The organism is Lysobacter firmicutimachus (assembly GCF_037027445.1).
Classification (GTDB): domain Bacteria; phylum Pseudomonadota; class Gammaproteobacteria; order Xanthomonadales; family Xanthomonadaceae; genus Lysobacter; species Lysobacter firmicutimachus.
In genome coordinates this window covers 608,637-623,882 of record NZ_JBANDL010000002.1, presented here as the reverse complement: position 1 = coordinate 623,882, position 15,246 = coordinate 608,637, and the positions used below count along the sequence as shown (strand labels likewise).

14 protein-coding genes are annotated in these 15,246 nt (G+C 68.6%); 2 read left to right on the top strand and 12 right to left on the bottom strand.

All coding sequences use genetic code 11. From position 1 onward, the window contains the following. Positions 1-3 precede the first annotated feature (3 nt). The 5 genes from V2J18_RS02660 to V2J18_RS02640 all read right to left on the bottom strand — a co-directional run bounded on the left by V2J18_RS02660 (position 4) and on the right by V2J18_RS02640 (position 2,650). A complete protein-coding gene (locus tag V2J18_RS02660) occupies positions 4-519 on the bottom strand; it encodes a nuclear transport factor 2 family protein (protein WP_336130874.1) in 516 nt (171 codons plus the stop codon). Positions 520-710: 191 nt separating this feature from the next. Beyond that, positions 711-1,658, bottom strand: coding sequence for an ADP-ribosylglycohydrolase family protein (locus V2J18_RS02655; RefSeq protein ID WP_336130872.1), 948 nt, complete (start codon positions 1,656-1,658; stop codon positions 711-713). Next, positions 1,655-2,035, bottom strand: coding sequence for a cupin domain-containing protein (locus V2J18_RS02650; protein WP_336130871.1), 381 nt, complete (start codon positions 2,033-2,035; stop codon positions 1,655-1,657). Before V2J18_RS02650 ends, V2J18_RS02655 begins: the two co-directional genes overlap by 4 nt. A 49-nt stretch (positions 2,036-2,084) precedes the next feature. Continuing rightward, positions 2,085-2,291 carry a twin transmembrane helix small protein gene (locus V2J18_RS02645; RefSeq protein ID WP_336130870.1) on the bottom strand — a complete coding sequence of 69 codons (207 nt, stop codon included), beginning with the start codon at positions 2,289-2,291 and terminating at the stop codon, positions 2,085-2,087. Then, a complete protein-coding gene (locus V2J18_RS02640; RefSeq protein ID WP_336130869.1) occupies positions 2,288-2,650 on the bottom strand; it encodes a hypothetical protein in 363 nt (120 codons plus the stop codon). Before V2J18_RS02640 ends, V2J18_RS02645 begins: the two co-directional genes overlap by 4 nt. A gap of 243 nt (positions 2,651-2,893) precedes the next feature. Here V2J18_RS02640 and V2J18_RS02635 point away from each other — a divergent pair, with 243 nt between their 5' ends. After that, positions 2,894-4,312, top strand: coding sequence for an aminotransferase-like domain-containing protein (locus V2J18_RS02635; protein ID WP_336130868.1), 1,419 nt, complete (start codon positions 2,894-2,896; stop codon positions 4,310-4,312). On the opposite strand, the gene V2J18_RS02630 is transcribed toward V2J18_RS02635, so the two are convergent. Continuing rightward, a complete protein-coding gene (locus V2J18_RS02630) occupies positions 4,230-4,694 on the bottom strand; it encodes an MmcQ/YjbR family DNA-binding protein (protein WP_064746322.1) in 465 nt (154 codons plus the stop codon). The genes V2J18_RS02635 and V2J18_RS02630 overlap by 83 nt on opposite strands. 67 nt (positions 4,695-4,761) lie before the next feature. Then, on the bottom strand, positions 4,762-5,169 hold the full coding sequence (locus tag V2J18_RS02625; protein WP_064746321.1) for a GFA family protein: 408 nt from the start codon (positions 5,167-5,169) through the stop codon (positions 4,762-4,764). A 141-nt stretch (positions 5,170-5,310) separates the two neighbouring features. Here V2J18_RS02625 and V2J18_RS02620 point away from each other — a divergent pair, with 141 nt between their 5' ends. Continuing rightward, positions 5,311-6,255: a helix-turn-helix transcriptional regulator gene (locus V2J18_RS02620; RefSeq protein WP_064746320.1), complete on the top strand. Its 945-nt coding sequence runs from the start codon at positions 5,311-5,313 to the stop codon at positions 6,253-6,255. 130 nt (positions 6,256-6,385) lie between these two features. On the opposite strand, the gene V2J18_RS02615 is transcribed toward V2J18_RS02620, so the two are convergent. The 5 genes from V2J18_RS02615 to V2J18_RS02595 all read right to left on the bottom strand — a co-directional run bounded on the left by V2J18_RS02615 (position 6,386) and on the right by V2J18_RS02595 (position 14,753). Then, positions 6,386-8,800, bottom strand: a complete 2,415-nt coding sequence (locus V2J18_RS02615) for a S8 family serine peptidase (protein WP_336130866.1) — start codon at positions 8,798-8,800, stop codon at positions 6,386-6,388. A 613-nt stretch (positions 8,801-9,413) separates the two neighbouring features. Next, positions 9,414-11,465 carry a GMC family oxidoreductase gene (locus tag V2J18_RS02610; protein ID WP_079247996.1) on the bottom strand — a complete coding sequence of 684 codons (2,052 nt, stop codon included), beginning with the start codon at positions 11,463-11,465 and terminating at the stop codon, positions 9,414-9,416. Beyond that, positions 11,462-11,953: a hypothetical protein gene (locus V2J18_RS02605; RefSeq protein ID WP_336130865.1), complete on the bottom strand. Its 492-nt coding sequence runs from the start codon at positions 11,951-11,953 to the stop codon at positions 11,462-11,464. The genes V2J18_RS02610 and V2J18_RS02605 overlap by 4 nt, the downstream gene beginning before the upstream one ends. Positions 11,954-11,964: 11 nt before the next feature. Continuing rightward, positions 11,965-13,329 (bottom strand): hypothetical protein, encoded by a 1,365-nt coding sequence (locus V2J18_RS02600; RefSeq protein WP_336130864.1) that lies wholly within the window; start codon positions 13,327-13,329, stop codon positions 11,965-11,967. 476 nt (positions 13,330-13,805) lie between these two features. Next, positions 13,806-14,753 (bottom strand): AraC family transcriptional regulator, encoded by a 948-nt coding sequence (locus tag V2J18_RS02595; RefSeq protein ID WP_336130863.1) that lies wholly within the window; start codon positions 14,751-14,753, stop codon positions 13,806-13,808. Between the last annotated feature and the right edge of the window lie 493 nt (positions 14,754-15,246).

Sequence of the window (15,246 nt, the reverse complement as noted above, 5' to 3'; positions counted from 1 at the left end):
AACCTAAGGCGGCGGCGTCGAAGGCCGATGATCGAAGCTCAGCACCCTCGCCAAGCGCCAGGCCCCGTTCTCCTGCTTCCACAGGTGCACGAACTTGGCGACTTCCGAGCCCGGCTCGCCTTTGCGGACGAAGACATGGCGCCCGATCTGGACAGCGCCGTAGCCCTTCATCGGGTAGACCTCCAGACTCCCGGGCACCAGGGTGCGGGTGACGCCGTTGTCGCGCGGACACGACTTCAGCGTGCGGACGTCTTCGCCGACCGCCGCACCCTTGCGGTCGTGATAGAACTCCGCGTCGGCGGTGAAGATCGCCCGGAACCTGTCCGCGTCGCAGCTAACGAAGGCGGCGTCGAACAGTTGCTTGTCCATGCCCGCAAGCTCATCGAACAGCGGGCCCGACCGGGTCGTGTCCTGAGCCGAGCCGAGCGATGCGTATCCGATCAGGAGCGCCGCAAGGGCCCGGGCGTGCCGGCGGGCGGCGCAGGCCCCGGAGTGTCCGAGCGTGACGGGTGCGCGCATGGCAGTCCTCGACGGCGTCTGTGGTTTGAGTTTTACGATGCCGCATGGCATCGGCTCGAACGAATCGTTCCGCGCTGTGCGGGGCTATCGACGGTCTGCGCTCCGCGTCTTGGAAGCTAACGTTCTTCGCCCCGATACCGGGCCAAGCGCGGCCCCGGCCCGAGCCGCGCCGGCGGCGACCGCCGCGGAACTCAGTGCGTGGGCGTGGCCCCGCCGGCGATGCCGCTTTCCGCCAGCGCCAGCAATTCCAAGGCCATCGCCTCGATCTCCGCCCGCATCGCCAAGCGCTCGCGCCAGGCCGCAGGGATCGCTTCCACACCGTAGTAGGCGCCGGCCAACTGGCCGCAGATCGCCGCGGTGGTGTCGGCGTCGTCGCCCAGGTTGGCCGCGCGCAGCACCGCCGAAGCGTAGTCGTCGGTGTGCAGGAAACACCACAGCGCCGCTTCCAGCGACCGCACGCTGTAGCCGGTACCGGCGATCTCGTCCTCGCGCTTGCCGGCATAGTCGCGCGCGTGCAGCGCGGCGATCGACGGGCTCTGCGGCGTCGGCATCGCCGGGGTCAGCACCGCCTCCTTGCCGGCGCCGAGCAATGCGGCGCGCAACTGCATCGCGAACAGGCGCGAAGCGTCCAGCGCTTCGGCGGCGCCGTGAGTGGTGCGGGTGGATTCGGCCGCGTAGTGCCGGCAGGCCTCGGCATCGGCGCGATACCGCATCGGCACCGGCGCCAGCCGCATCAGCGCGCCGTTGCCGGCGGCGCGCGGGCCCGGGTCGCCGGCATAGGGATCGCCTTCGCGCAGATAGCGATCCAAGGCCGCGCTCACGGTCGCGCCGATGTCGAAGCACTCGCCGGTGCTGCTGAGATAGCCGTGCGCGCGCCAGTTGCAATAGCGGTTCATCTGGTCGCGCGCGTCGAAACCGCGACAGTGGATCAGGCTCGCCCCCAGGCACAGCGCCATCGAGGTGTCGTCGGTCCACTGCCCGGCCTGCAGCCGAAACGGTCCGCCGCCGGTCATGTCGCGCAGCGGCGCGAAACTGCCGCGCGCGCTGAACTCGACCGTGGTGCCGACCGCGTCGCCGCAGGCCAGTCCCAGCAGGCTGCCCAGGTAGCGCGCGCGCAAATCCGGCCGGGTCGCGCTCATTCGCCCTCCGCATCGAGGTCTTCGTAGCACTCGGGCACGAAGCGCGGGGTGCAGATCGCCGCGAACAGCAGATCCTCGTCGCCGATGTTGGCGATGCGTTGCGCCACGCCGGGCGGGATCACCGCTACGTCGCCGGCCCCGACCTCGATCGGGGCCAGATCGCCGACCTCGACCCGGCCGCGGCCGGCCAGGATCAGATAGCGCTCGGTGGTGCCGAGCAAGCGGTGCACGCGGGTGGTCGTGCCCGGCTCGACCCGGGCGCGCGCGATCGAGGCCTGCGGGTCGTCGGGATGGTTCCACCATTCCAGGATGTGGCAGCGTTCCTGGAAGTAGTACTCGGCATGTTCGTCCTGGCGGACGATGCGGGCAGAGGTCATCGCGAGGCTTCGGCGCGGGCGGGCCGACAGCTTAGCCCGCGCCGGCGGCTCAGGCGCCGACGCCGTGCGGCTGGACCACGCCGGTGAGGATGCCGACCACGACCAGGGCGATCAGCGCGATCGAAAACCCGATGCGCCGGGTCAGCGCATTGACCGTGCGCTTGCTGCTGCCTTTGTCGACCAGCATGTAGTACAGGCCGGCGCCGAGGTTGTAGAGGATCACCGCCATGAACGCGGCGACGAACAGGATTTTCATGGTTCGGCCTTGCCCGCGGGCGGGCGCGAGGAGAAAGAGGCGGCGGTCGCCGCGCGGCGACGCAACCAGCGCCAGCGCAGGATCAGCGCCGCGGTCATGACCGCGAGGAACAGGCCGTAGGCGACCGAGGTCGCCAACACCTGTTTCCAGATCGCACCGGCCTGCGGATCGGCGTTGTAGAACCCCCAATGCATGCCCCAGCCCGCGGCCAAGGTGGCGAGGATCAGACTGGCGGCATCGAAGGCGCTGCGGGCCCCGCCGCGCGGCTGGCGCGGATAGGCCCAGAACAGCCAGGCCAGGATCGAGAACCAGGGGATGAACAGGATCAGCGCCAGATTGAGTTCGACTTGCGGGTTCATGAGCGCGGGCATTCGCGCAGCTTTGGCTGCGGGAGCCACTGTCCGCCAATCGGATCAGTTGGCGTAGACTCAGATTTCGCTCAAAAAACCGGATCAGTCTGTTGGATGGCTGAGATTGGGGATTCGGGATTGGGCATTAGCTAGAGCAAACGCGGCCGCACCGGCGGCAGACCTTCGCCCCCCCCCCCAATCCCCAATCCCCAATCCCCAATCCCCAATCCCCAATCCCGAATCCCGAATCCCGTGAAACGCTACCAAGCCCTCGCCGACGACATCGCGCGCTCGATCCGGCAGGGGTTGCTGCGGCCGGGGCAGCGTTTGCCCTCGGTGCGCGAGACCCGGGCGGCGCGCGGGGTCAGTGCCGCGACCGTGTTTCAGGCCTACTACCTGCTGGAGGCGCAAGGACTCGTGCAACCGCGGCCGCGCTCGGGCTATTACGTGCGCGCCGCGCCTGAGCCCTTGCCGCCGGAGCCGGATGCGGCCTCGGCGCCGGACGGCGAGTCGCGCCCGGTCGACGTCAGTGCGCTGGTGTTCGAGGTGCTGGAATCGGCGATGGCGCGCGAGGTGGTGCCGCTGGGGTCGGCGTTCCTCAGTCCGGCCCTGTTCCCGCTGGCCCGGCTCGGCCGGGCGATGGCGCACGAGGCGGTGCACTTGGACCCGCGCAGTACCGTCGACGATCTGACCCCGGGCAAGTCCGAACTGCGCCGCCACATCGCCCTGCGCTACCGGGTCGAAGGCGTCGACCTGGGCGCCGGCGACCTGGTGATCTGCAACGGCGCGATCGAAGCGCTGAACCTGTGCATCGCCGCGACCACCCGTCCGGGCGATGCGGTGCTGGTGGAGTCGCCCTGTTTCTACGTCGCATTGCAGACCCTGGAACGGTACGGTCTGCGCGCGGTCGAGGTGCCGACCCATCCGCGCGAAGGCATCGACCTGGGCGCGCTCGACGCGGCGATCCGCCGCCACGCGCCCAAGGCCTGCTGGCTGATGACCCGTTTCCAGAATCCGCTCGGCGCCAGCCTGCCCGAAGCGAAGACCCGCGAGCTGGTCGAACTGCTGGCGCGGCACGAACTGCCCTTGATCGAGGACGACGTCTACGGCGAACTGCATTTCGGCGCGCAGCGTCCGCGCCCGGCCAAGGCCTTCGACACCCGCGGTCTGGTGCTGCACTGCTCGTCGTTCTCCAAGACCCTGGCGCCCGGCTACCGGATCGGCTGGGCCGCGCCGGGACGCTACGCGCAGCAAGTGGCGCGACTCAAGCTGACCCACACCCTGGCCACCTGCGTGCCGGCGCAGTTGGCGATCGCGCGCTATCTGCAACGCGGCAGCTACGAGCGGCACCTGCGCGGGTTGCGCAAAACCCTGGCCCAGCAACAGGCCGCGTATCTGCGGGCGGTGGCGCAACACTTTCCCGCCGGCACCCGGGTCACCCGCCCGGACGGCGGCTACTTCCTGTGGATCGAACTGCCGCCGGACCGCGACGCGCTATGGATCCAGCGCCAGGCCGCTCAGCGCGGCATCAGCGTCGCGCCGGGACCGATCTTCTCCGCGCATCGCGGTTACCGTCATTGCTTGCGGCTCAACTACGGCCACCCGCTCGACGACCGGGTGGACGCGGGCTTACGAGTCTTGGGCGAGCTTTCGGCGGCGCGATCGGGCTGAGCCGCGCGCGCTGCGCTTCGTCGGCATCGGCCAACACCTCGGCCTGACGCTTGCGGCTGAGATTGCCCAGCGCGCGCCGGTACGACCAGTCGACCAGTTCGGCCAGGTAATCGTCCGGCAGCCGGCGCACATCGACGATGGTGACCCAATGGTGGCGGCCCATGAACCGCGCGGGTTTGGCGCCCGGCATGTCGGTCAGCTCGACGAAGCGCTCGGGCGTGACCTTGATGCTGAAACGCCAGCGCTCGGGCTCGCTGGTCTTGAAATAGGCGAAGAACTTACCGCCGGCGCTGTAGACCAGGATGTTGGACGGCGCCGCATGCAGCGTTTCGACCGCGCCGGGATAGGCGCGGCACCAGCGTTTGAGGGCCTCGGTATCCATCGGCGGCAACGCAGCGGCGGGAGCGCGCCAGACTCGCACGCGCGACGGCGCGCGGCGAGCCCGGCGGTCACATATGCGCGGTGATCGCGGGCGTTTCGAACCAGTTGTTGTGCAGCCCGTCCATGAAACGCACCGGCGCCGCCGCCAGTACGGCGTGGTCGACATCCAGGCAGGCCACATTCACGGCGTAGTACTTGCCGCCGAGCACGTCGAGTTCGCCGCTGCCGAAGGCGTGGATGCCGCAGTGCTTGCAGAACTGATGATGGCCGCTGAAGGTACCGAACTGGTAATCGCCCATGTCCTCCGGCTTGCCCGCGAGCAGGCGGAAGGCATCGGGCTTGGCCAGCGCCGTCCACTTGCGCAGCTTGGTGCAGATCGAGCAATTGCAGCGCGAGGTGCCGGCGTCGAGGTCGAGGTCGACCTCGTAGCGGATCGCGCCGCAGTGGCAGCTGCCTTGGTAGGTCTGGACGGTCATGGCTGACTCCGGGATTGGGGATTGGGGATTGGGGATTCGTGGTCGGGAGGCGGGGGCTGCGGAGCCCCCGTATCCGGGGCGAGATCAGAATAGCGCCTATCGAGGACAGGATATGTCCTCAATCGTCGCTAGACTGGCCCCATGCTCAAGACCTCCGCCCGCCTGCTGCGCCTGCTGTCCCTGTTGCAGCAGCGCCGCCACTGGACCGGCCACGAATTGTGCGACCGGCTCGAAGTCGACGCCCGCACCGTGCGCCGCGATGTCGACCGCCTGCGCGAACTGGGCTACCCGATCCAGGCCTCGGCCGGGGTCGGCGGCGGCTACCAGCTCGGCGCCGGCGCCTCGATGCCGCCGCTGTTGCTCGACGACGACGAAGCGGTGGCGATGGCGGTGGCCCTGCGCAGCGCCACCGCGAGCGTAGCGCGGATCGAACAGACCGCGCTGGGCCTGCTCGGCAAGCTCGATCAACTGATGCCGGCACGGTTGCGACGGCGGATCAGCGCGTTGTATTCGGTCACCGTATCGTTGGCGCAGGACGAGGACGGCCCCGATGTCGACACCCTGACCGAACTGGCCGGCGCCTGTCGAGACCGCCAGCTGATCGAACTCGAATACCGCGACCGCGGCGGCCGCGCCACCCGGCGCACGATCGAACCCTTGCGCCTGGTCAGCAGCGGCCGGCGCTGGTACTTGCTGGCCTGGGACCGCGGCCGCGAAGACTGGCGCCTCTTCCGCGCCGACCGCATCCAAAGCCTGCGCTGCGGCGCCGGCTTCGCCCCGCGCGAGTTCCCCGAGGACGTCGCCGGCTACGTCCAGCGCAGCCTCAGCCAGGGCATGACCGGCGACGTGCTGCGCGCGCGCCTGCACGGCTCGGCCGAAGCGTTGGCCCCGGGCCTGCCGCCATGGTGCGGCGTGCTCGAACACATCGACGAGCACAGTTGCCTGCTGCACGTGCGCGGCGAAACGCCGGAGGATTTCATCGCCCTGCTGGCCCTGACCGGAGTCGAATTCGAGCTGATCGGCGCACACGACCGCCTGCCGCAATTGCGGGCCGTGGCCGAGCGCCTGGCGCGCGCCTTGGCCTGACGCCCGGCGGCACCGGCCGCCTCTGCGGTCCGCACAAGGCGATGCCCGCCGGCGGGCGGGCATCGGTGGCAGAACCGAACGCGCAGGGTGGACCCGCGCCGCAGGCGCGACGCGGGCCGCCGGCGCCGGCTTACTGCGCGACGGCGTTGGCGCAGGCCGCGTCGTTTTCGTCGTGCAGCACGTCGTAGCTCTTCTGTCCCGCCGGCAGCGGATTGGCTTGGGCCGGCAGCAGCCCGCGATAGGCCGGGTCGTACAGCGCGGTCAGGAAGCAGGCCTGCGACTGGGCATGGAACTTCAAACGGCCGGTGCCGTAGCTGCTGTCGAAACCGGCAATGCCCAGGTCGTTGCCGCCGGTGCCGGCCACATAGGCCAGCGAGTCGTACACCGATCCGGTCAGCGTGACGTTGCGCTGCCGCAGCGCCGCAGCGTAAGTGGCGCGCTGCTGGGCGGTCGGGTTGGCCGGCAGCACCGGCACGGTGGCGTTGGCCAGCTGGCGCTGGTGCTGCAGGCCGAGCAGGGCCAGCGCGGCCACGTGCGGGGTCGCCGAGGAAGTGCCGTTGAACTCGTTATCGCCGTAGGACACCGTATCGACGTTGGCGAAGTTGGCCATGTCGGGCTTGGCGTTGCCGGCCGCCTGCCCGTTCGGACGCGCACCGCCGGCGGCCAACACCGGGCCGCGCGAGCTGTAGGCCTCCAGGTTGGAGGTCGCCGCATCCAGCGCCGCCACCGTGATCACGCTGGCCGAGTCGGCCGGATGGATCAGCGAACGCTCGGCCTGAGCGTACTGCGGGGTGTAATAGCCGCCGATCATCAGGCGCAGGAAGTTGTTCGCGGCGGCGGTCTTGCGGACGATGCGCAGGCCGAACTTGCCGCCGCCGGCGAAACGATTGGCGTTGAACACATTGTCGCATTCGGCGGTGCGGGTCGCGGCCGACGGGACGAAGGAGATGCCTTCCAGCGGCGTCTGACCGGCACCGCCATTCTGTGCGGCGTCCGATTGCGTCGCCACCACCCAGCCGGCCGGGGTGACCACTCGGCCGTTGCGCCGCACCGCATCGGCCCAGCGCACCAGCTCCAGCCGGTAGTCGGCGTCGGTGAGGTTGTTGGCGTTGGTCCAATCGTTCCAACCCAGGGTCGCGCTGATCTCGAAGTTCTCCTGATCCGCCGCGCTGAAGGCGCCGACCGGAATGCAGCCGTCGAAGTCGGCGCCCAAGTTCAGGCGATTGACGTTGTCCACGCCCGCGGCGCTGAGGTCGAAGTCCTGGCGCACGTTGGCGACCGCGCCGGCGGTGCTGTTGCCGTCCCAGTGCACCTGGGCCTCGTTGCCGGCGGCGTTGAGGACCAGCACGCCGTTGCGCGTGGCCGCCTCGATCGCGTCGTACAGGCCCTTGAGGGCGCTGCCGTTACCGGTGCCGTCGCCGGGCCCGTACAGATCGAAGCCCAGCGACGCGGTGATGACCTGCGCACGCGGCTCGCCCTGGATGACGTTCTGGGCGTTGAGGTTGGCCGCGTCCTGGACCGCGCTGACCCAGTCGGCCGCACCGGAACTGTCGTAGACGCGATACGACGCCGCCGGCGCGATGTCGTAGACGATCTCGGTCACCGCATTGCCGTGGGCGGCGCCGCGGTGGCCGAACGCCTGTCCCGGCAGCGCGCGCAGGGTGATCTTGTTGGGCTCCGCGGCGGTGTTGCTCGGCCACTCGCCGGCGGCCTGCAATGCCGCCACCTCGCCGCCGAGATTGCCGAAGTGATCGATGATGGCGATGCCCAGGCCTTCGCCGCGCAGGTCCCTGCGCAGGTTCTCGGCGAGTCCGCCGTACTGGCCGAGCGCCCGCAAACGGTCGATATTGCTGGCGGTGGCGCCGTCGCTGAACACCGCGGTCTGCGACATCTTCATCAGCGACACCTGGGCCACCGATTGCAGGCCGGCGACCCATTCCAGCTTCGCCAGCGGCACCAACGCTTCGAGCGTGGGCGAACCGTTGACCGGGGTCGCCCGCAGGCCGGCGGCCAGCAGGGTGTCGCGCAACGCCGAGGTGGCGCGGTCGAGCAGGCCGGGGTTCTGCACATCCTCGTAGCTCAGGGCCAGATCGAGGCTGACCTTGACCTTCTCGCCTTCGCGGAAGCGCTGCGGAATGCCGGCGCGGTCGAGCGCGGCGATCTGCGCCGCGGCACTGATCGCGTGGCGGGCGGAACGACCGGCATTGCCGGCGCCGGCGCCGGTGGCGGCCGGCGCGCCGTTCGCGTGCGCTGCGCTGTTGGCGCCGCCGCCGGCCTGGGTCTGCGCCAGCCATTGCACGGCTTCCAGCAACTGGCCACTGCCCAGCTTGGCCTGCGCATCGTTGCGCGGCGTCGGCGCGGCGTAGGCCACGCCGTGCAGGCCGGCGCCCGGCCAGGCGCCGGACGCCTGGGAGGCAGCGAAAGCGTCGCCGGGCGCGCCTTGCGAAGGCGTCCCCGCATCGCGGTGCGACCACATCAGCACGGTCGCGCAAGCCGCCGCGAGCCCGAGCACGGCGAACGTCTTTTTGGAAGAGATCTGCTTCATTGCTGTGGATGTCCTATGCAGTTGACTGGCGGCACGAAGCGACGCCGCCGGCGGACTCGCGCGACAGGTCTGTTCCGGCGGTGGGAACTTCGAAGGAAGCGGTCCGACGCAAGGCGTTTCGAACCGGCTCAGGGAATCAAACGTGCGCCGCGATCCACTCCCCTACCGCGAGCTCGGATCTTGCATAGAACCAATCGCAATGACGTCGCGCATGGGGAGATGCGGCGGACTTGCGTTGGCCGTGAACGAACGATCCGGATCGGCCCTACCAATCGACGGCCTTGGCGACGCCGTCGGGCGGCATCGCGATTGGGCTGTAGTGCGAAGTCGCGGCTGCCCGCGCTGCCGGCGGGGATCTGCGCGCGCAAGCGCCGGGCGAAGCCGGCCCGGTTTCGCTGTCAATCTCGCTGTCAATCTCGCTGTCGGTCTCGCTGTCGGTCTCGCCGCCGGTCTCTCTGCCGGTCGGCGCCGCCCGGCCGGCGCCGACGCTGACGCAGCGCATCGCGCCCGTCGGACAGTCCGTGGGACGCGGCGAAAAGCCCCTGCGGGCGCATGCGACCGCGCGATCGGCGCGGTGCGCGTCGCCGGCCGCGCCGGCGACGCGCCTCATCGACTACGTCGGCCGATCCCGCGCAAGGGCCGAGGCCGTCGCGTCGGCGATGCCGGGATGATACGAGACGTCCTCGCTTTCGGCGGACGCGAGGTCTTGCAGGATGTTGTCGGCCGCCTGCAGCGCCAGCGCGGCGATGGTCAGGGTCGGGTTGGCGGTGGCGGTGGTCGGAAACACGCCGCTGCCGACCATGTACAGGTTGGAGTGGTCCCAGGATTGCTGGCGCGGGTTGAGCACCGAGTCGCGCGGCGTGGTGCCCATGCGATAGGTGCCGATGATGTGGCCTGCACCGTAGAAGGTGAAGCGGTCGCCCTTGTACTCGAAGGTGCTGGAAGTGACGTTGAAGCCGTGCATCTTCACCGGCCCCGGCAGTTGGGTGTACTCCTTGGCGCCGAGCGCGGCGAAGATCTGGGTCGACACCTTCTTGGCCGAGACGAAGGCCTCGCGCACGTAGTTGTCGCGGATGCGGTAGGTCACCGACGGCCGCGGCAAACCGAGGTGGTCGCGCAGGTTCGACAACTGCACGCGGTTGTCCGGGTCCGGCAGTTGTTCGATCAGATAGCCCAGGCGAAGCTGGCGCACATAGATCGCGTTGAGGGCCTGCACCAGGGGGGTGCCGAACAGCTTGCTGAACGCCGGCAGGGCCGGATTGAAGCGCAGCGGCTGGTTCTGCTGATTGACCGAATCGCCGTTCAACTGGGAGTTGTTCTGGCCGAACACGAAATCGGCCAAGGTGGTGTTGGGATCGCTGGTCGCCCAGTTCCAGCCCTCGTTGCCGATCTCGATCCGGTAGGCCGCGCGCTGGCTGCGGAACGCGCCGTCGCGCAGCGTCTCGATGCCTGCGGTCGACAGCGGGCCGCGGAAGGCATAGATCGGGTCCTTGGACAGGCCCCAGGCCAGGTACATCACATGGTCCATCAGGTTGCGGCCGACCTGGTCGGAGCTGTTGGCGACGCCGCGGTTCCAACCCGGATTATGGTTGGACATCAACAGCAGCTTGGGCGTCTCGATCGCGTGCGCGGCCAGCACGTAGCGCTTGGCGGTCGCGGTGCCGGTGCCGGTCGCCGGCCCGGTCTGGGTGTCGTAGGTGATGTAGTCGATGCCGCTGACCTGGTCGCCGTCGAGGCGGATGTTGCTGGCCACGGACCGGTACTGGATCTGCACGTTGCCGGTCTGCAGGGCCTGGGCCAGGGTCACGGTGCCGTCGTACTTGGCCTGGATCGGGCAGATCGGGATGCAGTTGGTGTTGCCGGCGCACTGGCGCCGGTTGCCCGGACGCGAATTGCGCCCCTGCGGCGTCGGGGTGACGAACAACGGGATGTTGTCGACCTTCAGCGCGCCGACCTTTTGCGCGTACAGCGCATCGTTCATCGACTCGACGATGCCCGGCATCGGGTAATCGTAGTTGTCGCCGTAGACGCCGTTGGATTCGACGCCAAACGTCTTGTAGAGATCGACCATCGCCTGCTTGTCGGCGGAGACCCCGATCACGTCGGTCGCTTTCCGGTAGTACGGCAGCAACCGGCGGAAGAACTGCGAGCCGCCCGGCCAGTCCACGCCGTGGCCGTACTGGCTCTTGAGCCGGAAGTCGTTGGGCAGGTTTATCAGCGAAGTGCCCAGCCAATGCCAGGTGGTGCCGCCGGCGACGCGCTCGTAGGAACTGCCGAAAGCGAAAGTCAGTTCCGGACTGTCGGGCGTGATGTTGTTGGGCTGGCTGAAGTAGGTGAAATAGCTGATGCTCGGGTCCTGCCAGGAGTTGATCTGCAGCACCGTGTAGCGCGGCGTGTTCAGGCTGGACGGATCGGGCTGGCCGAGCGCGTTGTTGGCGCCGGCCGCGCCCTGGGTGGTCGGCGGGTACGGCGACTCGGGGGTCTTGGCGTTGGCCATGAAGAAGGTCTGCATGTAGTCCTCGCGGCTCTTGGGCACCGGCGGCCCGCCTTCGAGGATCAACACCTTCTTGCCTTGCTTGCCGAGCTGATAGGCGACGATCGAACCGGCGATGCCGGAACCGACGATCACCACGTCGAAACCGCCGGGAGGCGTGACGATGCTCATACCGGATTCTCCAGGTAGTCGCTCAGCGGCGCGGGCGGCTGCGCCCAGTAACCGTAGTGGTAGGTCGATCTGCCCATCGGATGCGACTGCATTACCCGCCAGACCAGGCCCTGCGTGTAGCTGTCGGCCGAGATCACCTCGCTGAAGGTCTGTCCATGAGTGGCCGCAGGAGTGTCGGTCACCGTCGGCCAGGCGCCGGCATACCACAGGAACAGCAGCTGCCGGCAGGGGAACTCGTACTCGGGCTTGTCGGCGAACAGCAGCGCCACCACGCGCTCCTCGCGATCGGGCGGATTGCCCGACACATGCCTGTCGGTGAGTTTGTACCAGAGCAGGATGTCGTTGACCGTCGCCTGACTCACTCGGTCGATGAAGGTCTGCAGATACAAGGACTTGATGTCGTGCGTGTCGTTGTCGGGCGCCAGCGCGCCGCGCTTGAATCCGGTCAGGCCGATGCTGAGGCTGACGAAAGTGTCCATCGGGTCCATGGAAAGGCTCCTTATTGCGCGCGCTGCAGCAGGTAAGTGAAGTCCGAAGGCAGGCCGTTGGTCATGGTGGCGTCGTTGTGGCAGTCCATGCAGCTCGACGAGACCCGCGGCGTCTGGCCCTGGATGTAGGTTTCCAGGGTGGCGTTGGCCAGGAAATTCGGCGCCGGGTTGCCGGTTGGGTCGATCGGGTTGTTCCGCTCGGTCGGCCACTGCGTGCTGATCAGCTCGTAGTTGGCCCAGACCGAATTGGCGTTGGCGCTGCGCAGCAAGGCCTGGTACTGGGCATTGAGTTGCTTGGTCGAATCGGTCAGCGGGATCTCGCGCACCACCTGGGTCGGCTGGGTGCGGGTCGCGTTCGGGTTCCACGGCCGCGGCGGCGGCTCGTTGGCCCGGCAAGTCGTGCAGGTCTTGTCGTAGAAGTTGTAATGCGGCTTGGACGGCGTATCGCCCTGGCTCGGCGCGTTGTCGACGTGCTCGAAGGTCGACCACACCCACTGCGGCGCGTCGTGGGTCTTGTGCACGATGTGCAGGCCGACCAGGCCCACCGTCTGCAGCTTACACGAGGCGGTCACACCTTCGTGTTCGTTCGGGTTGGTGTAGACCAGCGCCTTGATGGTGTGGAAGCGGCTGGCGTCGTCGTTGGCGCCCATCACTTTCCACGAGGACTTGATCATGATCGCGCCGACGTGGGCGTTGCTCTGCGTCTGGGCGAAGTCGGCGGCCTTGTTGAAGGCCTCCTGGCCCGCCTTGCTGTACAGCCGGTCGCGGACGATGCGGTCGAACATGTCCTGGTTCATCATGATCGCGAAGCGCACGTACTGGCCGTTCTGGTCGATCAGCGGACCGGTATCGAACGGCTCGGCGCTTTCGTCGAGCACGTCCGGGGTCTTGCCGACCTGGGTCAGGTTGAGCGCCGCCTTGCCCAGACCGGCGCAGACCGCCGGCGGCGCAGGATCCTGCCCCCACGGCAACGGCACGGCGCCGCCGGGCAGGAACACCTCGCGGCTTTCCTTCCAGTTCTCCCATACCGTCGGCAGGTTGGCGCCGATGGTCTTGCCGGTGTCGGGATTGCCGTTGCCGTCGGCCGGCCAGTTGACCGCGACGAAGGTCTGCCACGACAGCAGGTCGAAATCGTCCTGCAACTCCTGCAGGCTGGGATTGGACTGCGGCACGTTGACGTCGAGCGGAATCTGCGAGCTCAGCGGCGGCAAGCTGCCCAGTCGGCCGGCGGTGTGAGCGCGGATATCGGCGCCGCTCAATCGGTCGTGCGGCTCGGGTCTGACGCCGCCGTCGGTACAGGCGCTCAAGGCCAGCGACAGCGGTACGAATGCGACGGATCTCCACAGCAACAGCCTGCGACGGGATCGATGGCTCATGGGACTCCCTGCTCCTCGGTCGAGTGAAGCGAAGGCGTTCGCTTCGTCGCGGTGCAGGCAGCGTTCCATGCCATTGCGATGCGGCCCTATCGCGCGGCCGTGCGTCGTACTCGGCTTGGCTGGCGATCGCTATCGCTGGCTCCACTCGCGTCGAGCGAGGACGCTACCGATGCGGGTGGGGCAAAAACGCGACGGACGCGGCAAAAGAAAAATATCCCCGATCGATGCGCAGAACGCGCATCGCGGGTGTCCTGCAACCCGGTCCGTTTACGTAGCCGTATGCAGCGCACACGCCGCACGCTAGCGAACGTGGCGCAGGCGTGATGGAAGGTGAGTGCGCCGCCGGCGCTGGTGTGGCACGCCCCTGGCGAAACGGACGCCTGCGACCTCGCCGGATCGCGATCGCCGCAGCGATGCTCGCGACCTTACGACGATGCAGGCTTCACGCCGCCGAAGCCGGCCGCGCCGCGTCGGACTCAGCTCTGCGGCGCGCTGCGGGCCTGCACCACTTCCGCCCGCGGCGGCGCGCCGAACAGGCGCTTGTACTCGCGCGAGAACTGCGAAGGGCTTTCGTAGCCGACCCGATGCGCGGCGGTCACCGCTTCCATGCCGTTGACCATCATCAGTCGGCGCGCCTCGTGCAGGCGCAGCTGCTTCTGGAACTGCAGCGGCGACATCGTGGTCACCGCCTTGAACTGGTGGTGCAGCGAGGACGTGCTCATGTGCACTTGCTCGGCCAGCTCCTCGATGCTCAACGGCTGCAGATAGCAGCGGCGCAGCACCGCCACCGCCTTGGCGATGCGGCTGGAACGGCTGTCGTTGACCGCGATCGCGCGCAGGCGATGGCCGAGGTCGCCCATCAGCACGCGGTAGAAGATTTCGCGCAACGCCAGCGGCGCCAGCACCGGCAAGTCCTGCGGCGTGTCGAGCAGGCGCATCAGCCGCAGCACCGCATCCATCAGGGTCGGATTGACCCGCGCCGCGTACAACCCCAGATCGGCCGAACGATCGGCGCCGCGTTCCGGCGCCGGCGCCTGGCCGGCGTCGACCAGCAGACGCGCGATCTCCTCCGGGTCGACGTCGATGCGCAGGCACAGATAAGGCTTGTCCGGCGTCGCCTCGACCACCTGGCCGATCATCGGCAGGGTCACCGACACCACCAGATAGTTCAGCGGGTCGTAGTGATAGGTGCGGTCGGACAGGGTGACGATCTTGCGGCCCTGCGCGACGACGCACAGCCGCGGTTCGTACACGCTGGGGGAGCATTCGGTGGGGCCGCTGATGCGGATCAGCTGCAGCGCCTTGACCACCGTCGGGTGCAATCCGTCGCCGTGCGTCAATCGGGCAATCCGGTCGACCAGTTCGGCCTGCGCTGCGCAACTGCCGCGCTGGGCGATGGTTTCGGCGGAAGTGTTGGCGTTCATGGCTTCCCGCATTGGTTCCGGGTACGGCGATTATCGGGAGGAATTTGCCCTGTGACTGTGCCGGTTCGGCCAAATTGCAGAAATAGGCAACGATGCGACAGTAATGAACTAACGCCTCCGCGATTCAGGGAACTAATTTACCCCCACTCCCCCTGCGGACCCGCGTCGGTCCGGCCGGCGGGCGACGACCGGCATCGGGCTGCCGCCCGGCGGCGGCCGTCGTGCCGGCGCCCGCGCGTTTTCCGCCGGCGGAGCGCTGCACCCGCGTCGCCGGCGGGGCCTCCCTCCCGCCGCGCAGAACCGCCCGGACCCTGCCGCCACGCGTTCGCGCCGGCGCGCCCGCCTGACGCTTTTGTCAGGTACGCGTCAGTTCCGCGTCCGCATGCCGCCTCTACCCTGGCCGCAGGGTCCGCTGCGTTGCCTGCGCGGTCGCCCGCGCGACGCGCCGCAGCGTTGCCTCACGCAGACGAACCGTTCCACGCCGCAGCGCTGC